This is a genomic window from Sorangium sp. So ce295, assembly GCF_051527405.1.
GTDB lineage: Bacteria > Myxococcota_A > Polyangia > Polyangiales > Polyangiaceae > Sorangium > Sorangium cellulosum_B.
In genome coordinates, this window is record NZ_CP150324.1 from 8,542,941 (window position 1) to 8,567,380 (window position 24,440).

A 24,440-nucleotide genomic window follows, 5' to 3' on the forward strand; every position below is an offset into this window, starting at 1 on the left:
CTCGACGAGCCCCTCGCCCATGTCGCGCCCACGCGGCGGAGCGCGCTCCGCCGCGCGGACGCCCCCTCAGCGCGCCAGACGGTAGGTCGCGTCGAACGGCGAGCCGCCCTGCGGGACCTCCCGCGCGACGCCGCGCTCCGGGTTCGCCGCCAGGTGGCGCAGGATCCAGAAGACCGTCTCGACGTCGTCCGCGCCCGCCGCCTTCGCGACCTCGGCGAGCGACTGCGCGCGGCCCGCGCTCGCGCCGAGCGCCGCGAGCACCTTGGCCTGCAGGTCGAGCACCTCCTGCGCGGCCTTCTTGCCGGCCTCGACGCCGGGCTGGTGGTACGCGTTGATGCCCACGAGCGACGCGTACAGGCCCACCGCGCGCTCGTAGAGCGCGATCAGTATGCCGACGGCGCGCGCGTCGACCGTGTCGATCGTGAGCGTGATCGACTCGCGCCCGCTCTCGGTCAGCGCCTTGCGCGTCCCCTGGAGGAAGCCGTCGAGGTAGTCGCCGGTCGTGACGCCGGGGTCGACCTCGAGCACGCCGCGCGACGGCGCGCGATCCCGCAGCACCTCGATGAACGTGACGAAGAAGTTGTCGAGCCCGTCACGGAGCTGCTGCACGTACGCGTGCTGATCCGTCGAGCCCTTGTTGCCGTACACGGCGATGCCCTGGAAGACCTCCTTGCCCTCCCGATCCAGGCGCTTGCCGAGCGACTCCATCACGAGCTGCTGGAGGTAGCGCGAGAAGAGCTCGAGCCTGTCCTTGTACGGCAAGAGCACCATGTCCTTCCGGCCCACGCCGCCCGTCGCCGAGTACCAGGCGAGCGCGAGCAGCGCCGCGGGGTTCCGGGGAACCTCCTTCGAGCGCGTGACCTCGTCCGTCTCGCGCGCGCCCTGCAGCATCTCGACGATCGACAGCCCCTGGAGCGCCGCGGGCAGCAGGCCGACCGCCGACAGCTCGCTCGTGCGACCGCCGACCCAGTCCCACATCGGGAAGCGGGCCAGGAAGCCGTGCTTCGTCGCGTACCGGTCGAGCTCGCTGCCCTCCCCCGTCACCGCGACCGCGTGCGCGCCGAGCGAGAGGCCGAGCCGACGGTACGCCGCCTCGAGCTCGAGCATCCCGTTGCGCGTCTCCTTCGTCCCGCCCGACTTCGAGATGATCACCGCGAGCGTCGCGCCGAGATCGTCCCCGATGGCGTCCAGCGTGCGATCGATCCCATCAGGATCCGTGTTGTCGAAGAAATGGATCTGCATCCGATCGGCCGGCGTCCCCAGCGCCGAGGCGACGAACTGAGGCCCGAGCGCCGAGCCGCCGATCCCGACGACGAGCACCCTGCTGAAGCGGGCCGCCTGCTCCGGCCGGACCCGCGCCGCGTGCACGTCCGCGGCGAAGCTCAGGATCCGCGCGTTCGTCTCCTCGATCGCCGCGCGCAGCGCCGCCTCGGGCGCGAGCTCCGGCGCGCGCAGCCAGTAGTGACCGACCCGGCGGCCCTCGTCGGGATTCGCGATGCTCCCGCCCTCGAGCGCCGCCATCTCCGCGAGCGCCGCCTGAATTCGCGGTTCCATCGTGGTAAAAAAGTCGCTCCCGAAGCGGATCCGGCTCACGTCCAGCCAGAGGCCGAGGCTGGGCTCGTGGAAGAGGTGGTCCCGGAAGCGATCGAAGGGGAGGACGGCGGGCGCCGGTCCTCGACCCGGGGTTCTGCGGTCTTGATCCATGGCCCCCCTTCTACCGCTTCTCCCTACCGTTTCTCCAGGCGCTCGAACCCCTTGCCCGGACGATGTTCCGGCCCACGAGGCGAAGTCATCGGAAAACGACTCTAGCGTGCCGGCCCGACACGCGTTATTTGCACGCCGACCACGATGCAGCTTGATTTCGGAATCAATGCAGGGCTCGTCGAGGAGCTCTATGCCCAGTACCTCGAGAACCCGGAGTCGGTAGACCCCGGCTGGCGCTCGTTCTTCGAGGGAAAGAACGGCGGAGCGACGCCGAGCAGGCTGCCCGCTCCGGCGGCGACGCCGACCATCCCGCACCAGGTGCTGCGGCCCGGGAACGGGCACGGCTACGGGAGCGGGAATGGCAAGACGAACGGCGAGGCCGCGAAGACGCTGGAGGCCGCGTTCGCGCGGACGCTCAGCGAGCACCCGAGCTCGCCCGAGTCCTCGCGCGATCTCAAGGTGCTCGCGGAGGCCGCGATCAAGGCGCGCGTCTACGCCCTCGTGAACGCCTACCGCGTGCGCGGCCACCTCTTCGCGCACGTCGACCCGCTCGGCCTGCCGCCCGCCACGCCGCCCGAGCTCGACCTCACGAACTTCGGGCTCCGGGTCGAGGACCTCGAGCTGCCCTTCCCGACGACCGACCTCGCCGGCGTGCCGCCCGTCCTCACGCTGCGCGAGATCATCCGCCGGCTCGAGGAGACGTACTGTCGCTCGATCGGCGTCGAGTTCACGTTCATCGAGGAGCCCGAGGCGCGCCAGTGGCTCCAGCAGCAGATGGAGTCGACGCGCAACCGGCTCACGCTCGACCGCCAGAAGCAGCTCCGGATCCTCACGAAGCTCTCCGACGCCGAGATCTTCGAGCAGTTCATCCACAAGTCCTACGAGGCGGGGACGAAGCGCTTCTCGCTCGAGGGCGCCGAGAGCCTCATCCCGCTGCTCGACCTCATCATCGAGCGCGCGGGGGCGCACGAGGTCGACGAGATCGTGGTCGGCATGGCGCACCGCGGCCGGCTGAACGTCCTCGCGAACATCATGGACAAGAGCCTGCGCGAGATCTTCGCGGCCTTCGAGGACAAGAACGCGGAGCGCCACCTGGGCAGCGGCGACGTCAAGTACCACCTCGGCTACTCGACCGATCGCACGCTCGAGAACGGGCGCAACGTCCACCTCACGCTCACGTTCAACCCGAGCCACCTCGAGTTCGTGAACCCCGTCGTGCAGGGGCGCGTCCGAGCGAAGCAGGACCGCCGGCTCGCCGACGGCACGACCGACGCGCGCCGCCGCGTGATGCCGCTGCTCATCCACGGCGACGCGGCGTTCATCGGGCAGGGCGTCGTCGCCGAGACGCTCAACATGATGAACCTGCAGGGCTACACGACGGCCGGCACGGTCCACGTCATCGTGAACAACCAGGTCGGGTTCACGACCGATCCGATGGAAGGGCGCTCGACCCGCTACGCGTCCGACATCACGCGGATGCTCAAGGTCCCGGTGTTCCACGTGAACGGCGAGGATCCGGAGGCGGTCGCGCACGTCGCGCAGCTCGCGATCGACTACCGCACCCGCTTCGGCTCCGACGTGATCATCGACATGTACTGCTACCGGCGGTACGGCCACAACGAGGGCGACGAGCCGCGCTACACGCAGCCGCGGATGTACGCCGCGATCGACAAGAAGCCGACGGTCCGGCAGGTGTACGTCCGGCGCCTCATGGAGCTCGGGCAGGTCACCGAGGAGAAGGCCGACGAGATCGTCGTGCGGCGCCGCGAGGCGCTCGCCGCCGCGCTCGACGAGGTGAAGCAGAAGGGCTTCGCGCCGGTGCTGTACTCGATGGGCGGCGTGTGGTCGCACTACCGCGGCGGCGCCGACAACGCGACGCCGGAGGTGCCGACGAGCGTGCCGGCCGAGAAGCTCATCGCGCTGTCGGAGAAGCTCCTCGAGCTGCCCGAGGGCTTCAAGGCGCACCCGAAGGTGCTGCCGACGCTCCAGCAGCGGCACGACAAGCTCGTCGCCGGCGAGCCGTTCGACTGGGGCACGGGCGAGATGCTCGCCTACGCGTCGCTGCTCGCCGAGAAGACGCCGGTGCGGCTCTCCGGTCAGGACGTGCAGCGCGGCACCTTCAGCCACCGGCACGCGGTGCTGCGCGACGTCGAGACGAGCGCGCGCTACGCGCCCCTGTCGCGCGTGGCCGAGGGGCCGGCGCGCTTCGAGGCGTACAACAGCCCGCTCAGCGAGGCGGGCGTGCTCGGCTTCGACTTCGGCTACAGCCTCGACTACCCGGACGGGCTCGTCATCTGGGAGGCGCAGTTCGGCGACTTCCTGAACGGCGCGCAGGTCATCGTCGATCAGTTCCTCACGTCGAGCGAGGACAAGTGGCACCGGCTGAGCGGCATCGTGCTCCTCCTGCCGCACGGCTACGAGGGCCAGGGGCCGGAGCACTCGAGCGCGCGCATCGAGCGCTGCCTGCAGAACAGCGCCGAGGACAACATCCAGGTGTGCAACCTGACGACGCCGGCGCAGCTGTTCCACGTGCTGCGGCGGCAGGTGCACAGGCCGTGGCGCAAGCCGCTCATCATCGCGACGCCGAAGAGCCTGCTGCGCGTCCCGGCGACGTCGAAGGGCCCGCACCGGCCCGTGTCGACGATCAAGGATCTCTCCGAGGGCCAGTTCCACCGCGTGCTGCCCGACACGAGCGGGGTCGATCCGGCGGACGTGAAGCGGGTGCTGCTCTGCTCGGGCAAGGTCTACTACGACCTCGCGCTTGCGCGGGAGACGCGCGGGCTCAAGGACGTGGCGATCCTGCGGCTGGAGCAGCTGTTCCCGCTGAACGACGAGATCGTGAACGCGCTCGCGCCCTACAAGGACGGCACGCCGCTCGTGTGGGTGCAGGAGGAGCCGCGCAACTACGGCGCCTGGTACTACATCCTCGCGGTGCTCCGGCAGCGCATCGGCGACCGGCTGCCGCTCTCGTGCGTGAGCCGCTCGCCGAGCGCGAGCCCGGCGACCGGCTCGCGCGCGAGCCACCTCCTCGAGCAGAAGATGCTGATGGACGAGGCGTTCGTCGGGGGCACCCGGTGAGCGGCGACGCGGCGAGCCTGCAGGACAGGTACTCGCCGCAGGGCCGCTGCTTCGGCTGCGGGCCGGCGAACGACAGGGGGCTCCGGCTGAAGAGCCGCGTCGAGGGCGACGCGGTGGTCTGCGACTTCACGCCGGAGCCGCACCACGAGGCGTTCCCCGGGATGCTCAATGGCGGCATCATCGGGGCGCTGCTCGACTGCCACTCCAACTGGACCGCGGCCTACCACCTGATGAAGGCGCGGGGGGCCGACGCGCCGCCGTGCACGGTGACGGCGGACTTCCACGTGAAGCTGAAGAAGCCGACGCCGCTCGGCGGCCCGGTGCACCTGCGGGCGCAGGTCGCCGAGGCGGAGGGCGACCGCGTCGTGGTCGAGGCGACCCTGGAGGCGGGCGGACGGGTCACGGCGACGTGCCGCGGGACGTTCGTTGCGGTGAAGGAAGGGCACCCCGCCTTCCACCGCTGGTAGGCCCGAGCCGACGCACGGCGCGGGCCGCTGCCGCCGCTCGTTTTGACAGACGCACACACGCACACGCCGGCTGACGCGCGGCGCGGGCGGCCCGTCCGCGACCGGGAAGGCGTTGCTCGCCGCCTCCGTGGCACACGCGATGCTCGCGCCCCGGCGCACGGCGTTCCCGGCGTGGCGCGCGGATCGATCCGCCGTCCTCGCGGCGCCGCGCAGCGAGGAGGATCCGCAATGAAAGCAAACACCGGGGTCGCGATCGCCGCGGGAGCGGTCGCCGTGCTCTGCGGGAGCGTCGCCGCTGCGCAGGACTTCGAGGGCGACGTCCCGCCGAGCTACCTGCGCTCTCCGCTGGGGGCGCCTGCCAACGCGCTCGAGCTCGGCCTCAACCTCGGGTACGCGCAGGGGTTCGGCGACATCGGGAGCGAGCGGCGCCTGCGCGACGTGGCGGGGCCGGGGGCGGGCGTGGGCGTGAAGCTCGTCTACCGCGCGGTGCCGAAGGTCGGCCTCGGGCTGACGTCGAGGTACGAGCAGTACACGGCGCAGGGCGCCGAGCAGGGCGGGGCCGACGTGCGCGGCGTGACGCTGGGCGCGGAGGCGAGCTTTCACCTGGCGCCGTTCGAGCGCGTCGATCCGGTGATCTCGCTGGGCGGCGGCTACCGGGCGCTGTGGACCGCGGCGCGGCCGGGGGTGTGGGCCGCGTCGCCGGCGGGGGTGCGGGCCGCGTCGCCGGCCGGGGTGAGGGGCGACACGGTGACGCACGGGATCGAGCTCGGGCGACTCCAGGTGGTGCTCGACGTCCGCATGTCCGAGAGCGTCGCGCTGGGGCCCACGATCGGCGGCGGGCTCAACCTGTTTCTCTGGGAGGACACCGAGGGGTCGATCCGCGCCTGGGAGGTCCCGGGCAGCCGCGTGAACAGCTTCGTGTTCGCGGGGCTCGAGGGGCGCTTCGACCTGGGTGGGCAGCGCGTGCGGGAGGTCGTCCAGGTCGCGCGGCGGTAGAGCGACGGTCACCCGCTTCGGATACGGGCCCACCTCGACGTTTTCGGTGCTCAGCGCACCGGAGTGCGCTTGCGCGCCGAAAACGCCGATCTGGGCCCGTCTCCTGTGCGGGAGACCGTCGCTCTGCTCGGCATGTGCAGAGGGCGCTGTAGCGCGGCGAACACGCGCTCCTCGGGCCTACCCCTTCGTGAGACCGATTCAGGTTCCGCGGCGCCCGGGGTCGGCTACCCTGGCCGGCCGGCGCGGACCGCCGCGCGCGCTCGCTCACCGATGCAGCTCTTCGTCGCTCTTGCCCTGTTCGAGGGCTGTCCCTCCGACTTCCTGAACAGCCCGGCCGCGCTCCGCGGGGCGCTGGAGGCGGCCGTCGCAGCGGGCTCGTTCACCCTGCTCGAGATGGTGGTCGTTCCGTTCTCTCCGCAGGGCATCACCGCGTGCGCCGTCGTCGGCGAGTCGCACGTGGCGCTGCACTCCTGGCCCGAGTCGGGGCGGCTCTTCGTCGACGTCGCCTCGTGCAGCACGCTGGAGAGCGTCCGCCGCGCCGTGGCCGCCATCGGGAGCGCGCTGCCCGAGGGGCGGCTCGCGACACTCGACGAGCGGATCGTCGACCCCGCCGGCGCGCGGGCGCCCTGACGCGGCGCCGCGCGCCCCCGTGGAGAGCGCGCGGGCAGGGCCCCTGGCGCGGCGCCGCGCCCTCGCGGAGAGGGCGCGGCTGCGCCGGGCGCGGTGGGGATCAGTGCTGGCCGAGCACGCGGCGGAGCGGCTTGTTGAACGCGAACATCGCGGCGCCGGCGCCGAGGCCGAGGAGGGTGAGCATCAGGAAGAACATGTCCTTCGACCAGCGCTCGTAGAAGATGCCGATGTAGCCGCTCAGCGTGTTGCCGAGGAAGCTCGAGACGAACCACATGCCCATCATCATCGACACGATCCGCACCGGCGAGACCTTGGTCACGAGCGACAGGCCGATGGGCGACAGGTAGAGCTCGCCGATCGTGAGCAGCAGCGTGCAGAAGACCGGCCAGAACAGGCTGCCCTTGCCGTCGCCGACGGCCTGCGCGCCGACGATCATCACGATGAACGACAGCCCGAGGATGGTGCAGCCGAGGGCCATCTTCGAGACGCTCGTCGGCTCGGAGCCCCGCTTCGCCTGCCAGCGCCAGAAGACGTCGAGCAGGGGGGCGAACAGGATGATGCAGAGCGGGTTCACCGACTGGAACCACGTCGACGGGATCTGGAAGCCGAGGACGGTGGGCCACACCGTCTTCTCGTCGGCCCAGCTCTGCATCGTGTTGCCCTGCTGCTCGTAGACCGCCCAGAAGACGACGTTGAGGGCGCAGAGCGCCACGAGCGCGCCGACGCGCTGCCACTCGTCGCCGGAGAGCGGCTGCTTCTGCTCGCCGACGCCCTCCGCCGTCTTCATCAGGTTGTCCTTGGCGAGGTACTTCTGCCCCGCCAGGTAGACGACGAGCCCAAGGCACATCCCGACGCCCGCGGCGGCGAAGCCGTAGTGCCAGCCGTAGACGGCGGCCAGGGTGCCGCACACGAAGTTGCAGATGAAGGCGCCGAGGTTGATGCCCATGTAGAAGATGGTGAAGGCGCCGTCGCGGCGCGGATCACCCTTCGGGTACAGGCTGCCGACCTGGGTCGAGATGTTGGGCTTGAACGCGCCGTTGCCGAGGATGAGCAGGAGCAGCGCGATGAAGAACGAGTTCTCGAACGCCATCACGAAGTGTCCGATGGCCATCAAGACGCCGCCGATCACCACCGTCTTGCGCTGCCCCCACACCCTGTCGGCGAGGATGCCGCCGAAGAACGGCGTGAGGTACACGAGGCCCGTGTACAGCCCGTAGAGCATGGACGCCTGCTCGCCGGGCGCGCTCGGGAGGAGTCCCTTGATGAACTGCCAGGCGAACACCGTGGTCGGATCACCGGCGACGAGATCGCATGGCTGCGCGTGCTGCCGGCACCCCTGGTAGGCCTCTCGCGCGGTGACGAACAGGTAGTTCGCCATATACAGCTTGAGCAGGCCGCGCATGCCGTAATAGGAAAAGCGCTCCCACATCTCCGCGAAGAAGAGGATCACGAGCCCCGGCGGGTGCTTGAAGCGCCTCTCGAAAGCGGTGACGGGGAGGGCCGGCTCGATTGCTTGCTCGCTCAATGCTGTCTTCTCCACGAGCTGGGACCACGCTGCGTGGTGGTCGGGCGATGCGGGGGATCGTGGGGCGCGCTGCCCCTCGGCACGGGGATGCTAGACGATCCGCGACGACCACGTCACCCCCTTGTTGCGCACAGCGTCGAGCCGGGTGAACAGGGTGTCCACGTAGGCGGCCCTTCGGCCACGGCCGGACGACAGGTGGGCGGGACGCTCCAGTCGGCGCTGCGCTGGGCGAAGCGGCCGCGGGCCGGCGAGCGGCCGCTGCCGCTGGCGGAGCGAGCGCCGGTGGTGGCGGACCAGCCTCCGCGCCGACGCCGCCGGCCGCCGCGGATGGACCGCATCAGCCCGCGCCGTCCTCGGTTGTGCCGGGAGCGTCCCCTTCGCCGCGGGCTCCGCCCTGGCCGCGCGAGGGCGCCCTCCCTCTGAAGGCGAGATCCGCAGTCGAGGCTTCCGGTGAGAGGCTGTCGGCCGCAGATGCTTTGTGATGCAACATCCCAAAACTCGCTATGTCCCGAGGGACAGCGCACGTTCGACGGGTCTCCTGTGGATTCTGCTTCTCCCTGCCTGCGCGGGCGTCGAGCCGTCGCCGCCGGAGGCGTGCTCTCCTGGCGAGGAGCGCTTTCGCGGGCGGTGCGTCCAGCCCGCCGCCCGCTACGAGCCTGAAGAGCGGGTTGACCGGGACAACGTCGTCGCCTTCGGCGCCGAGCTCACCCGGCTCGCGCTGCCGGAGCCGCCGCGCAGCGGCTTCAGGATCATCGCGCCGCCGCGGCTCATGGCGCCCGGCGAGGAGGCGACCTTCTGCGTGTCATGGCCTTTCCCCGCGATCGAGAGCACGACCGTCCACGCGGCGCGCGTCTACGCGACGGCCGGGCTGCATCACAGCAACGTGATCGCCAAGCCGGTCAATCCATCGTTCGGGCCGAACCCTTACCCGGGCTGCCATCCTGGCGCCGACGATCCCTTCGGTACGCTGCCGGCGGCCATCCCGGACGTGCTCTTCGCGAGCTCCACGCAGGTCGTCGGCGAGGAGACGCTCGTCTTCCCGGAGGGGATGGGCTTCACCCTCGAACCGTCCCGCGAGATCGCGACGAGCATCCACCTGCTCAACACGTCGCCCGAGCCCGCGGTCGTCGAGATCGCCTACGACTTCTTCACCATGCCTCTCTCGGAGCGGACGGAAGAGCTCGCGCCGTTCGTCTTGAGCGTCAACGACTTCCTCGTCCCGCCGCGCGCCACGCGGACCATCGGCACGACGTGCTCGACGTTCGGCGGGAACATCGTCTCTCTGATGCCGCACACGCACCGTTACGCCGATGCGTTCGACGTCGACGTCATCCGCGCGGACGGGGGCGAGGCGCGCGTGTACGAGGGCGGGGCGTTCGATCTGGAGAGCGACATCGAGGTCTTCCGGCCGGCGCTCGCGCTCGGCGAAGGCGACTCCCTCCGGTACGCGTGCAGGTTCCGGAACACGTCGGACCACGATCTCACGTTCGGCTACGGGGACAACGAGATGTGCATGCTGTTCGGGTACATGTACCCGCCCGACAAGCAGCTGGCGGGGATCTCGCTGCGCGACGGGGAGCCGTGCATCTCGCTCGGCCTCGGCGCGCTCCGGTGAAGAGCTTCGTCGCCGCCTGATCCCCGCGGGCGCGGGCGAACGCCCCTGGACACGCCTCGGCCTCCTCCAAGCGAATTGCGCCATGAGCAAGAACGTATTCTTGCATACATATTTCTCACAAAAAGATTGGACGACAGTTGAACAACCATGAACAAACGGTATACAGACGGACGCTTGTCGGGAAGATTCGTGGGGCAGATCACAATCAACGTCGTCTGAGAGCGACGTTCAGGGGATTCGACCGTGAAGCAAGAGCTCCTCCGTTCACCGCACGTGATGCTGGGCGCAGCGCTCCTCGTCTCGGCCCTGGGAGGGCTGGGCGCCTGCCAGGGGACCGAGGAAGACGCCGCATCGGGGGCCCCAGAGGCCGCCGGGTCGCCCGGTCGTTGCGTCTATACGAGCGCCTTCAGCCAGGCCGAGGAGTGCCGTGAGTACACGGGCGCAGGCTGGACCGCCGAGACCGCGGAGGCCGACTGCAAGGCGCTCCAGGGCTCCACGTTCACCGGGGGCGAGAGCTGCGTCTATCCAGAGACGCTCGGCCGATGCGTGCTCGGCGGCGGGACCGACGACGAGTACAGCCTCGTCCTCCCCGGCGGCGACACGAGCCAGTGCGCCTCGACCCAGCGCGGCTGCGAGATGTTCGGCGGCGGCCGGTTCGAGCCCGACGCCTGCGAGGGCGCGGCCGAGGAGCCCGGCAGCGGCGTGGGCACGGGCGGCGCCGTCTTCCAGTGGCCCGAGCAGGTCTGCGTCGACCCGATGGCCGGCGAGCCGGCAGGGCAGAGCGGCGGGACGGTCTGCACGTTCGGCGCGATCTCGGGCTGCACCGAGCCGGGGCGCCTGTTCACCGACTACGCGTCGTGCGAGCCGGTCCTCACGCAGCGCCCGTACTGGCCGGCGCCCCCCTCCGACTACAAGACGCCGAGCGACGATCCACGCCTGTCCGATCCGGAATGGCTCGGCGAGCTCGCCTGGGTCACGGAGCAGACCGAGGCGTGCGGGTGCGTGTGCTGCCACTCGGAGAAGGCCGCGCCGGCCGCGGGGCCGTCGAACTGGTACATCGAGGCCGGACCGGTCTGGACCGACAGCTTCTATCCGACGGGCCTCGCGCTGGCGGCCGGCTGGGTCTCCTCGGCGGCGCTCGGCGCGTACCCGCAGGACCAGAACAACGGCTTCTCCCGTGACGTCAGCGGACTGCCCTCCACGGACCCGGCGCGCATGGTCGCGTTCTTCGAGGGCGAGCTCCTGCGCCGCGGATTCACGAAGGAGGATTTCGCCGACGAGACCCCGTTCGGCGGGCCGCTCCATGAACAGAGCCTCTACGTGCCAGGCGACTGCGCGGCGGGGGAAGGCGTGGACGCCGCGGGCAAGATCACCTGGAGCGGCGGCGACGCCCGCTACGTCTACGTCCTGTCGGCGAACGCCGAGAACCCGGGCGCTCCGCCCAACCTCGACCTGCCCGAGGGGACGATCTGGCGGCTCGACGTGCCCTCGAGCGCCGCGCCCGTCAAGAGCGGGATCACCTACGGCGAGGTCCCACCGGGCACGAAGCAGGGCTATCCCGACGAGGGGAGCCCCGAGGAGCTCGTCCCGGGCACGAAATACTACCTGTATGTCTGGGAGGACGTCGCCATCCCGATCACGCGGTGCCTGTTCGAGGCTTCGCCGTGAGAGGGAGCTCCACGGCGGAGCCCCCTCCCTCGGGGTTCAGCCGGCGTCAGTCCGCTGCTTTACCGCCGGCGCCGCCCGCACCGACAGGCGCTTCGCCGCCACCCGCTCCGGCGCCTGCGTCGCCGCCGCCCGCTCCGACGGGCGCTTCGCCACCGCCCGCACCGACGCCGGCGTCTCCGCCGCCCGCTCCGACGCCGCCGCCGCACGCCTTGGGATAGTCGCAGTAGCCGCCGCAATCGACCAGGGGAGGGACGCAGAAGCCGCACTCCTGGGGAAAGCCGCAGTAACCGCCGCAATCGATCTGGGGAGGCATGCAGAGCTGCGGCTGCTCGCGGTTCCTCTCCAGCTCCACCGGCAGGACCTCGAGCTGCTGGGTGAGCCAGGCGTCCAGCTCCTTGTATCGCTGCTCGTCGCCCGCGCGGAGCATGCCCTCGTCCGACAGCTGCTCGTAGAGACCCTTCAGCACCGCGTTCGGGTCCAGCGCCGCGAACTCCTCGATCACCTCCTCGCACGCCGCGATCGTGTCGGCCCAGCAGGCCGGCTCGCTCTGGCACCCGCGCGCCAGCGTGTTCGTGCCGGCCAGGGGCACCACCGGATACCAGCTCTGCCCCAGGCTGATGTCGACCGAGTACGGCAGGTACTGGAACAGACCATCGGCGCGCTCGACCAGCACGACGTTGTTGCTGTTGTGGAGCGCGTCGTCCCCGGTGGCGAGCACCCACGACAGGCACTGGAACCGGTGGAACGCCGGCCAGTCGATCCAGCCCTCGAGCGCGGCCTTGAAGCCCTCGCCAGCGGGCGTCGCGGCGATCAGCTCCTCGAGCTCCTTCGCGCGGGTGTTGTCACACTCCTTGAGCTGGCAGTTCTCTGGATCGTCGAAGGCGCTCCCGCCGAACGGCACCATGTCGATGGGGAGCGGGATCCCGCCGCCCCCCGGGACGTCGACGGCGAAGTCTCCGGCGAACTCCCACATGTTGGCGCAGCCGCCGCCGAACTTGCTCTCGAGGCGGGTGCAGAACGCCTTCTTGTAGCGCTCGACCACGATGTAGGGGATCGCCACCTCCGCGCCCCAGACGTTGCTCGACAGCCAGGCGTAGTTGGTCAGGGGAGCCGGGTAATCGAGGCGGGCATAGAGATCGAGCGTGAGGCGCTCACGGAAGATGCTGCCGACCTGGCCGTTGTTGAAGCGCACGTGCTCGAAGCCGCCGAGCCGTTGCTTCTCGACGAACTCGTCGGCGTCGATGTTGAGGTTGGGGATGGTTCGCTTCGTCCAGGGCCGCTGCGTCGACTGGCCAGCGACCCCCACCTGGACCTTGCCGTAGTCGGCCGTCTTGCCCTCGGCGCCGGCCGTCGTCACCCAGAGATGATCGACGAAGGTGGTGTCCTCCCCGGTCGGTGAGTAGATGTCCCCGAATGCGTCCCTCTTGATGGGGCCCCCGATGCCGCCGAGCCCTTCGTTCATGGCCTCGAGCTGCTCTTCCGAGACGGCGAACCAGTAGCGGTTGCCGACGGTGCCGAAGACGTCGAGCGCGTGCTCGGCCACCTGGGTGTCCACGACCGGCGCTCCCGGGTACGGCTCGGGCGCGCCGCCGGCGCCCCCGCCACCGCCAGCGCCGCCAGCGCCGCCAGCGCCGCCGGCGCCGCCCTCCCCGTTCGTGTAGTAGTAGTTGTAGATGTTGTCCGGCTTGTCAGCGCACCCCGCCGAGATGACGGCAGACGGGAGGGCAAGCAGGGCAAGCAGCGAGATGACTCGCGTGCGGGACGACCATGATCGAGCAGAGGAAGACGACGGCAGCTGATTGGACATGAAGCGCAACCTTTCCGCTTCACGCCCATTGCAAAGAACGTACCGTTCACGGCGAAATTGTAGCGCGTCGGTGTCGGTGCCCTGGAGGCAGGTCGGCCCTTGCGGGTCCGGCGGGTTTGTCGAGGAGCTCGCGCCGTCCGTGCCGCGGTGCGTGGACGCGCCGCCGGAGCCCCCTCATGACACGAGGGTCAGAGGCTGGCACACCTGTCGAGGAGCTTCGTCCTTGTGTGCCAGCGCCGCAACGCAGCGTCGATTCGTCTGGCCGCGGATCGCACCGGCGCTCCCACCGCGCGCCGGCGATCGCTCCGGGTACCCTGATCCAGCCGGTCGAGAGCGCGTCGCGCGCTCTCCGCCTCACCGCGCCTTCTTCGCCTTCGTCGCGGGCAGCACGCGCGAGCTCGGCCGATACATCCCCGTCGTCGCGTCGTAGCGCCAGGTGATCTCCACGGCGCGCTGCACCTCGTCCTCGGCGTCCTGGTGCCATGGCGTACCGCGGATCCCGAAGCGGTCGAAGCGCGTCGAATGGAACTCCTCGACGTCCTTGGCCCAGGGACCGTTGTCCGCGGCCCCTTCCAGGAGCTCGGTGTACTCGCCGCTCGGCTTGACGCCGATGACCCGCCAACTCGCGCTCTCGGCCCAGATGTCCGTCGACGTGTACTGATCGTAGAAGAACATGTGAAGCTCCTTGTTGCGCCTCACGATGCCCGTCGGCGCGCCGGGGGTCTCGACGGTGTCGACGACCTCGCCTTTGCGCAGGAGCGCAAGGGCAGGCCGCCGCAGGAAGAGCTCGCCGATCTCGACGTCCCCTATCGTGGATATCGGGCTGTAGAGTCCCTGGCGCGTGGGCTCCAGCGCGGTACCGTCCGAACCCCCCGCATAGCCGATGACCTCGAGCTCGAGCGGATCTCCCGGCTGGTACGACATGGGGACGCCGCCGATCGGCTCCGGCGCCTGAAACGCCAGGGCCCGGAGGTTCGCGAAGGGCTCGTAGCTCACCGGCTCCGGGATCTCTCGCCAGATCCACTCCTCGTCCGCCGGCGCCGGCGGGCGCGGCGCGTCCGCCGCCCGCGCGAAGAGCCGCATGCTGTCGATGGGCGCCGACGAGGCGCGGGGCAGCGCGGAGGTCGGCAGCGTGGCCTCGATGGTGAGCCTCCCGTCGCCGGCCTTCACCGCCGCCTTCGCGCCCTCGATCGGGCGTCCCTTCCCGTCCTCGCCGATCCCCGAGAGGCCGCCGCGATCCAGCCGGAAGAACCGCACGAAGCGCGCCTCGTAGCCAGCGATGAACGCGTCATGCCGGGCCAGCGTTTCCTGGCAGGCCTTCTGCACGTCGGCCGGGAGCGGCTCGCCTCCCATGTCGGTCTCGCAGTTGAGCGGCATCACCCCGCCACCGCGCTGGAAATAGCCGATGGGCGGCAGCTCCGGCGCGCCGAAGCCGAGGCCCAGCCAGATCCCGTCCCGTGATCCCTCGTCGAGCTCCGCCGCGAGGGTAACGCCAGCGCTGGAGAGCACCAGGGCGACGTGCGAAGGCGCATCCATCGCGCTGGTCGAGGGCGGCGGAAGCGCGCTCTCCCCTCGCGCGGGCCGCGCAGGACGTGGTGGCGGCGGCGGGACCAGCGAGCCCCACTCCGCCACGTCGCCGTCGAGCACGAACCCTTCAGGCACGCGCGCCTGGGTCTTCACGCTGACGAGCGGCGAAGGCCCGGGCGCGGCCGCCGGGGGCGCGGCCACGACGGGGGGCTTCGGCAGCACGGCGACCTCGGCGCGCGCCGTCGCGGCAGGCGGCGCGGGCCGGCAGGCAGCGGAGCAGAAAGGCGCAAGCAGCAGGAAGGCGGGAAGGCGACGGGTTCGCATGGCGGCGCTCATGGTACCGGAGCGGGCGCTGGTCGGCCGATGATGACCGGGCGCGCGCCCAGCGTGCCCGCGGCGAGGACCGCCTCGTCCGCGGCCGGGTCGACGCCGAAGGCCGCGCCCATCGCGGCGCCCATGCGCTGATAGACCACCTCCCAGCGCACCGCGAGCCCGTCGACGGCGGCCGGGAACACGAGCCGCAGGACGCGCGGCGCCCCCGAGGCGGGAAGGCGCGTATCGCCGGCCGGGACGCGCTCGATGCCTCCTTCGACCGGGCGCACGGAGAACCTCCGCTCGAGGATCACAGGCGCGGCGGTGGCCACGATGGCGCCCTTCGCGTCGACGGCCGAGGCGCGGACCTCGAGCCGGCGGAACATATCGCCCGTGGGGACGGCGTGCCCCGCCGCGATCACGCGCGCGCTCACCTCGATGGCGTTCGCGCCGCTCCGCGACGCGCTGGCGTTGATCGCGGAGCGCAGGATGGCCGGATCCCCGACCACGGAGAAGCGATGATCGCGGTGCGGTCTCCCGGCGATGCCCTGAACGAGCTGCATGTGGCAATCGCGGCAGGGTCGCTCCGCGAAGCGCCCGGAGCGGTGCTCGGCCACGGTGTCCTGCATGGGCACGCCGGGCGCTCGCGGAAAATCGAACTGATGGCAGCGGGCGCAGCCCTCGTCGGTCGAGAGCCGCGCGTCGCCGCGGACCGCGTGCGCGCCGCCGCGCGCGTCCCGGCCGCGCGCGGAGACGACCTCGCCGGCCACGAGATGGCAGGTGACGCACCCCACGCCCACCGCTTGCGCGTCCGCGCCGGGGTGGTGGGCCGGATCGGCCTCCGGCGCATGGCAGCCACGGCAGAAGGGCAGCGGCTCGATCGCGTAGGACCTCTGGAAGACGCGATCCGTGAACGCCTGCCGGTGCAGCGAGGCGCGCCACTCGGCCGCGATGTCCTCGTGGCAGGCCTCGCAACGCTGGTTCTCGATGCGCGCCGAGAAGCCCTGCGGTCTCCCCTGCGGCGCGGGTCCCGGCAGCGGCGGCAGCGCATCGCCGCGCACGCCGGCCGCAGGCGCGAACAGCAGCGCGGCGAGCGCCACGACGGCGGCGCCCGCGATACGAGGTGTCCTCCCTTCACCGGAGGCCGTCCGACGCCACCTGCCCATGTCCGCTCAGGATAACACTCCTCAGGACGACGGACGAAGCATCGAAGCTCGGCGGCTGCGACGTCTCGGTGGACCGCCATGGATCGAGAGCGTACGCTCGAGGAATGGCCGGTCCCGTGGCGTCCGTGTTGCTGCCGTCGAAGATGAGCGTGGAGCGAGTCGCCGCGCTTCGAACTGGGATCTCGCGCATCGCCGATGATGTTCAGGGGGACGACTTCTGGGTTGACCAACGCCCGTTCATTCTGACCGTTGGGCCCGAAGTTCCCGAGGCGATATCCGAGATCCTCGATGCGGGCCTCCCGGAGGTGCTCGGATGGTCGCCAGAAGACGTCGTTTCATTCGCCGCGATGTGCAACGACGACCAGGACCATCGGTTGCTTGCCAGGTTGTGCATCGACCTGGCCGAGGCGGAAGGTGGAATCATCGATTTCGGTGGGCGGCTGGCGATCAGTCCACAGCTGGACGGCCTTGAAGACGACAAGCCCGTCAGGGTCGAGAATCCAGGTGGGGTCACGGGCGTGCTGTTCGTTACGGCGCGCTCCCACTACGGAGACGCCGCGCTCGCGCGCTCCTGGCTACGGCACGCGAGCTTCCGGATGGTGAAGTAGATGCAACTCGGATCGGTCCAACGACTGGTTAAACTGCTTGATTCAGGTCGTCGCCACGAGCAATTCCTCTGAATTGTTCGGCGGACGAAGGTCGTGTTCCATCGTCAGCTCCCCTTCGTCGACGACAATGGCGAGCGCCGTCTCATCAGCCGAAGTCAACTTCACAGGACGTTGCGTCCAACGCCTGCAGCGCCCGAAGCACGCCGTCGATCCTCTCGACCATGAAAGCGTCGTTCGCCGCCGCCCACGCCCGCAAAATCTCGAGCTCCGCGACGATGTCCGGGAGATCGTCGGGGGAGACCGTGGAGAGCGCCCCGTCGTGGAAGTGCGAGACGTATCGCAGGCCGAGATGAGCGCACGCGGGCAGCCAGCGACGCTTGTAGTAGTCGCTCGTGGCGATGGGCACGACGTCGTAGGCGCCGCTGTCGTGGTGCCTGATGCCCAGCGAGACCGTCATGCTCCTCCTGCGCCCGACGGTACGCAGGTCCTTGCCGCCGCGCAACGCCCCGCACTCGGCCCGCCCAACGTGCAGGCCAGCCCCGAACGGGCGGAGCCCGGCCATCGGCAGCAGCCGTGAGTCCGGCTCAGCCTATTCCTTCCCCAGCAGCAGATCGATCACCCAGCAGCCGCGGACGTGCGGCCCGTCGCCACGGCAGTGGCCGAGCACGTCGGCGTCCTCGCACCCGGCCTCCCGCAGGGCGTCGGCCAGGATCGGCATCGGCCCGAAAACGCGGCTCTCGTACATCTGCCGGGCCAGCCCGACGGCGGTCGAGGTCTGCCAGCGCGGGTCGAATGCCACCGCGCGGAACAGGTTGCCAAAGAGGTCGCGGAGCACGCCGGCCTGAGCGAGCTCTTCCGCGGCGCTGCTGGCGCTGAATGAAGCATCCCCAGACGCGGCGCCAGGATTGGCAATGGCAGCAGCTGCCAGAGGCGCGTTGGACGAGGCGTAGTACGCCGCCTTCGGAGCCTGTGGTCGAACCACCTGAGAGCTCAGGGCCAGCGCGTCGTGCCTGCGCTGGAGCGAGATACGTTCGGCCCCATGGGACGCCCGCCACCTACCCTCCAGAGAGTCGAGCGCCTGCCGGACCAGAGCCTCGGCTGCCTGGAGCTCCTCCAGCGTGGCCAGGCCATCGGCGTGACGACTCGCTGTTTCCACTGCCCCCTCTGCGAGCTCATCGGGGAGCAGGGCGCGCACGCGGTAGTAACATTCGCAGGCGAACAGCCGCATCTTGCGGTCACTCCCCCTGCACGCCGGAAACGTCTTGATGTCCACGACCCGCAGCTCTTTCGGACCGAGTCCGAGCAAGAAGCGGAGCATGGGGTTGGTCCGAGTACACACCAGCCATTCCGTCTCGGTCATCTGGCAACCTCCGTCCGGCATCTTCCCCGACGCGACAACGAACATCCCTCGCACTCCGCGGACCTGACGGTTCGGCATTCACCCGCGCCGGGCCCAGGAAGCGAAGCGACCGAGATCCGGCGTCGGGTGCACCGCCAGGTCAGCGAGCTTCGTCACCTCGCTCCAGGTCCTCTTGCTCGATCGAAGCGCCAACGAGGTCAGCCGACCGGCGGACCTCGGCTTCGGAGACGAATCCTGCGTGATAGAGCCGGACGAGAAACTGCCGGACCGCGCCTCGAACGGCCTCGCGCGCGGCGGCGAGGTCTTCGGATGGGACACGACGCGGACGGTCCGGGGTCTGCGGACCGAATTCACATGCGCCGCGGCAGATTGGGCAGTATCTCGTGATCTTTGTGTCGTGCTGCCGCACCCACGAGAGCTGCGCGTCCTGGAGTTGTCGAAATCGATGCTGATACTCGTCAATGGCTCGGACCGCCGCCGTCGCTTCAGCGATCCAGAACGCAAGATTTGCATGATGTCCCGCCAGCTGGTGAACGTGCTGGGTCGCGAACCGGCCGATCTGCTCTGCGATGAGCTCGGCGCGCGCGATGGAGTATGGCTTCAAGGGCGGCATAGGGGGCGGTCTGGATCCAGGTGGGTGACGCAGGTCTCGCTGACGGCTGGCCGGCTCTGGGAAGGGCTCGCGAAACTATCCGGTGGCTTCCCGCGGCGCAGGATGCCCTGTGGCCGCAAGCGCCGCAGCTGCCGCGAGCTTGTGGATAGCCTGCCAAGGCGGCCCGATCGATCGGCCCATCGCATACAGAAGATCGTTCACGTCGTCGCCGCCGAGCGCCGTTGCAGCGTCGCGAAACACGCGCTCGCGGTCGTACCAGCGCACGGACCAGCCGCGGGCCTCTGCTGCGGCCGCGAGGGCCTGGCGATACATGACGGAGTCGGCGACGGTCTGCGCGCGATTGTCGGCGATCCGCTCCTCGGTCGTCGGCGGGAGCTCGGGGCACACGCGGATCGCGATGCTCGCGATCCGCACGGGCACCACCGCGGCCAGCGCCTCGAGGCCCTCGCGCGCGCCGCGCGCGGCGGACGCTCGCACGCGCTCGACGAGCGCGACGGCGTCGGCGAGCGAGAGCGCTCGCGCTCCCGGCGTGTCGAGGTAGCGGCCCACCGCCCACGACCCTTCGTGGTGATGCGGGTGCGTCGGCAAGCCATCGGTGAGGTCGATGCGCCGGCGATCGAGGAGCTCGCCGCCGGGCGCGAGAGTGACGAGCACTGCCGAGTTGCCGTGCTCGGCGACGCCGACGGTCGCGGTTCGCTGCGTTCGTCCTCTCGTCACCTCTCCCTCCTTCGGGGCGCGCCCCCGCTGCTGACGCCGTCGCTCACTCTCGTCCGGGTAACGGCCACGAGCTTACCAGGGGAGCTCGCCACGTTCACCGAGACAGGAAGCGGAATGTAAGGCTGATCCGCGGGCCCGCGGCTTCGACGGCGAGGACCGCGTGTTGCCAGCCCTCCTGAACGCTGGCGCGCATGATCAGGAGCGAGCCGGGCGCCAGGGCCATGTCGTGCCTCTCGTCCCGGCGAAGGCTCCGACGGAAGGTGAGGACGCGAGGCGCGCCCAGCGACAGGATCGAGGTCGTCGTTCCAGCCACGACGCCGGCGCTGGAATCCGAGTGAAAACCCATCTTCGCCGTCCCGCCGGCGTAGAGGTTGGCGAGGCAGTTGTTGATCGGATGCCCCACCACGCCGGCGAGGCGGGCCGCGAGGTCCTGTACGAAGGGCGGCATCTCGCAGTCCGGGTAAGAGATGCCTGAGTAGTTGTACGCCACCCCGCACGAGGCGGTTCGACGTGAATGCATCCGGTCGTCCCACGAGAGATTCCGCTCCGCCATGTCGAACATGGCCGCGGGCTCCGCGACGAATCCCTCCAGGTACTGAACGTCCAGGTCTTCCGGCATGAGTCGCTGCGATCGATAGAGTACAGAAGTGGTCCTTGCCCGTCCAATGGCCTTCGGCTCGCGACGGCGCTGCCCAGGGCCGTCTGGTTGGTCCCGTCGGACGAACCGAGGAAGGCGTCGATGAAGCTCGCGGCCGGCCGCCTCCTGCGCGTTCCCGAGCGTCGCGCCCGCGTCCTCCGGCTGCATCGGCGCCGGCGGGGGCTGCTCCAGCGAGACCCAGCCCAGCGTGCGGCGGATCACGGCCCCGCTCAGGGTCGCGCCCGCGATCTTGCTGCCCCACACCCGAGCGCCGGAGGGATCGACGCCGGCCATCCCCGCGTACCGCAGATCGGCGCCGCGTAGGTCGGCAGCGGCTTCTCGTCGAACGCCGTGGCCCCGATGCCGGAAGAATAGCGCGGCCGCGCGCCGCGTGGGCCACGCATCAGCGCCGACGTCGGAGATGCAAATGCGTTCCAGCAGCCGTCCGCGTCTTGGCAGTCGTCTCGCGCCAGATTGGGTCCTGCCGTCTACGCCAAGATTCATTGGCGCACCTGCCCGAGCTCCTCGCGCGGCTCAAGGACATCGAACTCGAACCACCTCTGCTGCAGGGCCTCACGAAAAGCAGGAATCGACAACCAGAGACGATCTGGACCGAACTCGCAAGGCAATGCTCGAAGTCGGTCAGCAAGCCAGGCGCGCTTCAGGCTGGGGTTCCGCTGGCGCGGCGGCCCGCCTGTCACGAGGTGGAGCAGGAGCTCGATGGTGCGGCCCTGTTCGTTGACCTTGTTGATACGCAAGCGCACGAGATCGGGAGAGAAACCGTGCTCGTGCCCCCAGAAGCAGTCATCGAGCGACAATGCCGAGCCCATGATGCTGAGACGACCGTCGGCCTTGTCTACGATCACACCACAAGAACCAACATACCCGACCCCAAAGAACCAGTACCCACCACGATCAATGACCGTGCGTTCAGACCAAACCGCCCCGAACTGCTCCGCATAGATCTGGACGACTTGGTGGGCTTGTTCCAGTGTCACCATGGGCCCTCCACTGCTGCAGCGCACGCCGCCGAACGCCTCACGGGTCTGCAGCCACGCGTGGCGCGGGCGGCAGCGGCCGCTCGTCGGGAGGACGCTTCGCTTTGAGCATGCTCCGAAAAGGAATTGGACTGGACGGCATTCAGCGCGGCGGCGGCGTCCTGCATCTCTGCATCAAGGTCGCATCCAACGCTCAAGAGCTCAATCCGGTAGGTCACGGCTGCTTGTCTCCACTCTCCATTGCGTAGACATCCAGTGCCTGCTCGCGTCGGTCTCGCGCGTAAACGCTGCATTTCTGGCAGCCGCACCAGGAACCACGCCTGCGGCGCGAGCAGCCCGCGCTTGACAAGCCCAGCCCACCGCGGTACTGGTAACCCAACGGTTACCTATATGTCGCCCGCGAAAGCCGACATCGATGTGTTTTCTGTCATCGCCGATCCAACCCGTCGCGCGATCCTCGATCGTTTGCGCGCGGGTCCTGCCCCGGTGAACGAGATCGCGGCCGACTTCTCTCAGAGCCGCCCCGCGATCTCGAAGCACCTCCGCGTGCTCAAGGCGTCGCGGCTGGTGACCGAGGAGAAGGTCGGGCGCGAGCGGCTCTACACGCTGCGACCCGCGCCGCTGCAGAAGGCGATGGCATGGCTCGAGGGCTACCGCGCGTTCTGGGGCCGCAATCTCGAGTCGCTGAAGCGTTACCTGGAGGATACATGACAGCCAAGAGCATCCGAGCCCGTTCGATCGCCGATGTCGCGCAAGGGACGATCCTCGCTCGCATCGAGATCGCCGCGCCGCCGGAGCGCGTCTTCCGCGCGCTGACGACCGACGAGCTGACGAAGTGGTGGGGTTCTGCGGAGCTGTATCGCACGACCGCCTTCACGATCGACCTTCGCGCCGGAGGGGCGTGGCGAACCGACGGCGTGGGGGCAGACGGGAAGCCGTTCCATGTCGGCGGCAGAGTTCTCGAGCTCGATCCGCCTCGAAGGCTCGTCCAGACATGGGAACCGTCATGGGATGCGGACGCGCCCCCGACGACGGTCTCCTATCTCCTCGACGCCATCGAGACCGGTACGCGCCTCACGGTCCGACACGCTGGATTCGGCGCTCGTGTGGCGTCGTGCGAGAGCCATGCGGCAGGTTGGGAGCGCGTCCTCGGTTGGCTCACGAACCACGTCGCGCCGCAACCGGAGCCGCGCTTCTTTCTCTGTCGGCTGCTCCCGTCGCGCGCGACCTTCATGCAGGACATGACGTCTGATGAGCGCGCGGTCATGCAGGCGCACGGCAAGTACTGGCGCGGCAAGCTCGCCGAGGGCCACGTGATCGCCTTCGGACCCGTCGCCGACCCGGCGGGTGGATGGGGCGTCGGCATCGTTGCCGTCCGCGACGAAGCCGAGCTCCGTACATTCCAGAGCGAGGATCCCGCGATCAAGTCCAACATCGGGCTGCGGTACGAGGCGCTGCCCATGCTCACGGCCGTGTACTGACGGCTGATGCGGCGCTCCGAAGGGGACGTGCGCACGCGCGGCCAGCGGACCACGCGCGCGCGCATCAGCTGACCTCGCTGGCGCCGAGGTCGTCCAGGAAGGCCATGGCACGCGCTACCCGCTCCACGCCGCGTCCCGGATCCAAGGCACCCAACTCCCGGCCGTGCTCGGATACCTTCCAGAGCTCAGGAGCCTTCAGAAAGGGCGCCGCGCGGTTCGCGGCCAGGCGAGCGTCGAGCCACACCAAGGATCCCACAGCCCACTCTTGATCGTACTCGCGATCGCCGACCGGCAAGTACGACTGGAGGTAGAGCGCCAGCGCATCGGATGCAGGGTGATCCTCGTAGCGCGCGGTCGCGACAGAGAAGCCCTGTCCCGCATAGCAGGTCGCGCTGCCGAGCAGCCTCTCGCCGATCACGTCTCGAAACGCGGGGAGCCGACGGGCCGCGATGATCCATGCCGCCGTCAGCTGCTCGCGCCACGATCCGTTGAGCCAGTAGCCAAGCTCGCGTTCGGGGAGAGACGTCGCCGCATCCAGGAACTGCCGCGCGAACGCATGCCGCCGCTCCGGCGGCTCGTCGAGGAAATTCGCGTGCAGAAGGAGCAGGTAGAGTGGGGCTCCGTGCCTTGACCAAGCGTCCATAGGGAAAGTTAGGCTAACTATCCATCGATTGACCAACCGGAGCCGTCAGGCCAGGTCTGTCCAGCTCGTCGCTTTCTGTGCCTTCTCTCACGAGAAATCCCACGCATCGGCGCTGCGCTGCAAGGCCCAAATGCTGTGACGGCGGCGAGGGCCTGGATCCGCGTCGAGGCGCTGGCGTGCTGGCCGGTCGCCAGTCGCGTGAGGGACACCTCGACGTGGGCCGGCCCGAGGTCGCGCGAACGGCGGCGGCCATCGCACCTCGGCGGCTCTCCCCTTGCTTTGCTCTCCGCTCGCTCCGATCGCTACCGCCGGCCGCTCCTCCGCGCTACGTTCGCCGCCGTGGACGCCCCCCGACCGTCCGGCGCTCGCCGCGCGCTGCTCATCGGCCTCCCCGTCGCCGCGCTCGCCGCGGCGGCCTTCCTCTTCGTGGATCGCGACGAGCGCCCCGCATCGAACGCGCGCCCGCCGAGCGCCGAGCCCCGCGTGGCCCGCGAGCCGCAGCGCCGCGACGAGGCGCCCGTCGTCCCCCCCGCTCCCCCGCCGGCCGCTGCCACCGTGAGCGCCGCAGCACAGGAGTCGGAGCCGGCGCCGGACACCGACCCCGAGGCCAGCATCATCGACCGCATGCGCGCCGCCTTGACGAGCAACCCGGAGGAGGTGCTCCGGCTCGACGACGAGGCGTCGCGCGACTTCGGCGACAGCCCCCGCGCCGCCGAGCGCGGCCTGCTCCGCGTGCGGGCGCTCGTGCGCCTGGACCGGATCGGCCAGGCCCGCAGCCTCGCGGAAGACCTCATCGAGCGCTACCCGGAGGATCCCTCTGCGAAGAGCGCGGCCGCGTACATGGGGATCCACCCGAGACCGCGCGGGCCGTCCAGGTAAGCGGCGATA

22 protein-coding genes are annotated in these 24,440 nt (G+C 70.0%); 10 read left to right on the forward strand and 12 right to left on the reverse strand.

Features of this window, described 5'->3' with window-relative positions; translation table 11 throughout:
• Positions 1-66 precede the first annotated feature (66 nt).
• Positions 67-1,704: a glucose-6-phosphate isomerase gene (locus tag WMF11_RS32270; RefSeq protein WP_437973483.1), complete on the reverse strand. Its 1,638-nt coding sequence runs from the start codon at positions 1,702-1,704 to the stop codon at positions 67-69.
• Positions 1,705-1,848: 144 nt separating this feature from the next.
• On the opposite strand from WMF11_RS32270, the gene WMF11_RS32275 reads away from it, so the two are divergent.
• From WMF11_RS32275 to speD, 4 genes are all read left to right on the forward strand, one after another.
• A complete protein-coding gene (locus WMF11_RS32275) occupies positions 1,849-4,782 on the forward strand; it encodes a 2-oxoglutarate dehydrogenase E1 component (protein WP_437903086.1) in 2,934 nt (977 codons plus the stop codon).
• On the forward strand, positions 4,779-5,249 hold the full coding sequence (locus tag WMF11_RS32280) for a PaaI family thioesterase (protein WP_012238299.1): 471 nt from the start codon (positions 4,779-4,781) through the stop codon (positions 5,247-5,249). The genes WMF11_RS32275 and WMF11_RS32280 overlap by 4 nt, the downstream gene beginning before the upstream one ends.
• 228 nt (positions 5,250-5,477) lie before the next feature.
• A complete protein-coding gene (locus WMF11_RS32285) occupies positions 5,478-6,245 on the forward strand; it encodes a hypothetical protein (RefSeq protein ID WP_437973484.1) in 768 nt (255 codons plus the stop codon).
• Positions 6,246-6,515: 270 nt separating this feature from the next.
• Positions 6,516-6,875, forward strand: coding sequence for an S-adenosylmethionine decarboxylase (gene speD / locus WMF11_RS32290; RefSeq protein ID WP_437293597.1), 360 nt, complete (start codon positions 6,516-6,518; stop codon positions 6,873-6,875).
• A gap of 100 nt (positions 6,876-6,975) precedes the next feature.
• On the opposite strand, the gene WMF11_RS32295 is transcribed toward speD, so the two are convergent.
• On the reverse strand, positions 6,976-8,400 hold the full coding sequence (locus WMF11_RS32295) for a peptide MFS transporter (protein WP_437973485.1): 1,425 nt from the start codon (positions 8,398-8,400) through the stop codon (positions 6,976-6,978).
• Positions 8,401-8,881: 481 nt separating this feature from the next.
• Here WMF11_RS32295 and WMF11_RS32300 point away from each other — a divergent pair, with 481 nt between their 5' ends.
• On the forward strand, positions 8,882-10,015 hold the full coding sequence (locus WMF11_RS32300) for a hypothetical protein (protein ID WP_437542573.1): 1,134 nt from the start codon (positions 8,882-8,884) through the stop codon (positions 10,013-10,015).
• Positions 10,016-10,258: 243 nt separating this feature from the next.
• Positions 10,259-11,683, forward strand: a complete 1,425-nt coding sequence (locus WMF11_RS32305) for a proteinase inhibitor (RefSeq protein WP_437973486.1) — start codon at positions 10,259-10,261, stop codon at positions 11,681-11,683.
• 46 nt (positions 11,684-11,729) lie between these two features.
• Here WMF11_RS32305 and WMF11_RS32310 read toward each other — a convergent pair whose 3' ends face one another.
• The 3 genes from WMF11_RS32310 to WMF11_RS32320 form a co-directional block, all read right to left on the reverse strand.
• A complete protein-coding gene (locus WMF11_RS32310; protein WP_437973487.1) occupies positions 11,730-13,490 on the reverse strand; it encodes a CotH kinase family protein in 1,761 nt (586 codons plus the stop codon).
• A 354-nt stretch (positions 13,491-13,844) separates the two neighbouring features.
• A complete protein-coding gene (locus WMF11_RS32315; protein WP_437973488.1) occupies positions 13,845-15,341 on the reverse strand; it encodes a hypothetical protein in 1,497 nt (498 codons plus the stop codon).
• Positions 15,342-15,349: 8 nt separating this feature from the next.
• A complete protein-coding gene (locus WMF11_RS32320) occupies positions 15,350-16,495 on the reverse strand; it encodes a multiheme c-type cytochrome (RefSeq protein ID WP_437973489.1) in 1,146 nt (381 codons plus the stop codon).
• Positions 16,496-16,599: 104 nt separating this feature from the next.
• On the opposite strand from WMF11_RS32320, the gene WMF11_RS32325 reads away from it, so the two are divergent.
• Positions 16,600-17,103, forward strand: coding sequence for a DUF6368 family protein (locus tag WMF11_RS32325; RefSeq protein ID WP_437973490.1), 504 nt, complete (start codon positions 16,600-16,602; stop codon positions 17,101-17,103).
• A 145-nt stretch (positions 17,104-17,248) separates the two neighbouring features.
• On the opposite strand, the gene WMF11_RS32330 is transcribed toward WMF11_RS32325, so the two are convergent.
• From WMF11_RS32330 to WMF11_RS32355, 6 genes are all read right to left on the reverse strand, one after another.
• On the reverse strand, positions 17,249-17,560 hold the full coding sequence (locus WMF11_RS32330) for a hypothetical protein (protein WP_437973491.1): 312 nt from the start codon (positions 17,558-17,560) through the stop codon (positions 17,249-17,251).
• A 132-nt stretch (positions 17,561-17,692) separates the two neighbouring features.
• Positions 17,693-18,463, reverse strand: a complete 771-nt coding sequence (locus WMF11_RS32335) for a hypothetical protein (protein WP_437973492.1) — start codon at positions 18,461-18,463, stop codon at positions 17,693-17,695.
• Between the two features lie 139 nt (positions 18,464-18,602).
• Positions 18,603-19,076, reverse strand: coding sequence for a hypothetical protein (locus WMF11_RS32340; protein WP_437973493.1), 474 nt, complete (start codon positions 19,074-19,076; stop codon positions 18,603-18,605).
• A 75-nt stretch (positions 19,077-19,151) separates the two neighbouring features.
• Entirely contained in the window at positions 19,152-19,793 is a 642-nt protein-coding gene (locus WMF11_RS32345; RefSeq protein ID WP_437973494.1) for a hypothetical protein, read from the reverse strand.
• A 94-nt stretch (positions 19,794-19,887) separates the two neighbouring features.
• Positions 19,888-20,412: an alpha-ketoglutarate-dependent dioxygenase AlkB gene (locus tag WMF11_RS32350; RefSeq protein ID WP_437973495.1), complete on the reverse strand. Its 525-nt coding sequence runs from the start codon at positions 20,410-20,412 to the stop codon at positions 19,888-19,890.
• 518 nt (positions 20,413-20,930) lie between these two features.
• A complete protein-coding gene (locus WMF11_RS32355) occupies positions 20,931-21,431 on the reverse strand; it encodes a hypothetical protein (protein ID WP_437903101.1) in 501 nt (166 codons plus the stop codon).
• 387 nt (positions 21,432-21,818) lie between these two features.
• Here WMF11_RS32355 and WMF11_RS32360 point away from each other — a divergent pair, with 387 nt between their 5' ends.
• Positions 21,819-22,139, forward strand: coding sequence for an ArsR/SmtB family transcription factor (locus WMF11_RS32360; protein ID WP_437973496.1), 321 nt, complete (start codon positions 21,819-21,821; stop codon positions 22,137-22,139).
• Positions 22,136-22,909 carry an SRPBCC domain-containing protein gene (locus WMF11_RS32365; RefSeq protein ID WP_437973497.1) on the forward strand — a complete coding sequence of 258 codons (774 nt, stop codon included), beginning with the start codon at positions 22,136-22,138 and terminating at the stop codon, positions 22,907-22,909. Before WMF11_RS32360 ends, WMF11_RS32365 begins: the two co-directional genes overlap by 4 nt.
• 64 nt (positions 22,910-22,973) lie before the next feature.
• Here the strand turns inward: WMF11_RS32365 and WMF11_RS32370 are convergent, their stop codons facing one another.
• Positions 22,974-23,552 carry a DUF6000 family protein gene (locus WMF11_RS32370; RefSeq protein WP_437973498.1) on the reverse strand — a complete coding sequence of 193 codons (579 nt, stop codon included), beginning with the start codon at positions 23,550-23,552 and terminating at the stop codon, positions 22,974-22,976.
• A 339-nt stretch (positions 23,553-23,891) separates the two neighbouring features.
• Here WMF11_RS32370 and WMF11_RS32375 point away from each other — a divergent pair, with 339 nt between their 5' ends.
• Complete coding sequence (locus WMF11_RS32375; protein WP_437973499.1) at positions 23,892-24,431, forward strand: tetratricopeptide repeat protein; 540 nt, start codon at positions 23,892-23,894, stop codon at positions 24,429-24,431.
• The last annotated feature ends 9 nt before the right edge of the window (positions 24,432-24,440 follow it).

What these genes read in the sequence shown, in the direction of transcription:
- WMF11_RS32310 (WP_437973487.1), bottom strand. Translation starts at nt 13,490, where the DNA reads ATGTCCAATCAGCTGCCGTCGTCTTCCTCTGCTCGATCATGGTCGTCC.
- WMF11_RS32340 (WP_437973493.1), bottom strand. Translation starts at nt 19,076, where the DNA reads ATGCCGCCCTTGAAGCCATACTCCATCGCGCGCGCCGAGCTCATCGCA.
- WMF11_RS32360 (WP_437973496.1), top strand. Translation starts at nt 21,819, where the DNA reads ATGTCGCCCGCGAAAGCCGACATCGATGTGTTTTCTGTCATCGCCGAT.
- WMF11_RS32320 (WP_437973489.1), bottom strand. Translation starts at nt 16,495, where the DNA reads ATGGGCAGGTGGCGTCGGACGGCCTCCGGTGAAGGGAGGACACCTCGT.
- WMF11_RS32285 (WP_437973484.1), top strand. Translation starts at nt 5,478, where the DNA reads ATGAAAGCAAACACCGGGGTCGCGATCGCCGCGGGAGCGGTCGCCGTG.
- WMF11_RS32330 (WP_437973491.1), bottom strand. Translation starts at nt 17,560, where the DNA reads ATGACGGTCTCGCTGGGCATCAGGCACCACGACAGCGGCGCCTACGAC.
- WMF11_RS32325 (WP_437973490.1), top strand. Translation starts at nt 16,600, where the DNA reads ATGGCCGGTCCCGTGGCGTCCGTGTTGCTGCCGTCGAAGATGAGCGTG.
- WMF11_RS32365 (WP_437973497.1), top strand. Translation starts at nt 22,136, where the DNA reads ATGACAGCCAAGAGCATCCGAGCCCGTTCGATCGCCGATGTCGCGCAA.
- WMF11_RS32335 (WP_437973492.1), bottom strand. Translation starts at nt 18,463, where the DNA reads ATGACCGAGACGGAATGGCTGGTGTGTACTCGGACCAACCCCATGCTC.
- WMF11_RS32315 (WP_437973488.1), bottom strand. Translation starts at nt 15,341, where the DNA reads ATGCGAACCCGTCGCCTTCCCGCCTTCCTGCTGCTTGCGCCTTTCTGC.
- WMF11_RS32270 (WP_437973483.1), bottom strand. Translation starts at nt 1,704, where the DNA reads ATGGATCAAGACCGCAGAACCCCGGGTCGAGGACCGGCGCCCGCCGTC.
- WMF11_RS32275 (WP_437903086.1), top strand. Translation starts at nt 1,849, where the DNA reads ATGCAGCTTGATTTCGGAATCAATGCAGGGCTCGTCGAGGAGCTCTAT.
- WMF11_RS32300 (WP_437542573.1), top strand. Translation starts at nt 8,882, where the DNA reads ATGCAACATCCCAAAACTCGCTATGTCCCGAGGGACAGCGCACGTTCG.
- WMF11_RS32355 (WP_437903101.1), bottom strand. Translation starts at nt 21,431, where the DNA reads ATGGTGACACTGGAACAAGCCCACCAAGTCGTCCAGATCTATGCGGAG.
- speD (WP_437293597.1), top strand. Translation starts at nt 6,516, where the DNA reads ATGCAGCTCTTCGTCGCTCTTGCCCTGTTCGAGGGCTGTCCCTCCGAC.
- WMF11_RS32370 (WP_437973498.1), bottom strand. Translation starts at nt 23,552, where the DNA reads ATGGACGCTTGGTCAAGGCACGGAGCCCCACTCTACCTGCTCCTTCTG.
- WMF11_RS32350 (WP_437973495.1), bottom strand. Translation starts at nt 20,412, where the DNA reads ATGCCGGAAGACCTGGACGTTCAGTACCTGGAGGGATTCGTCGCGGAG.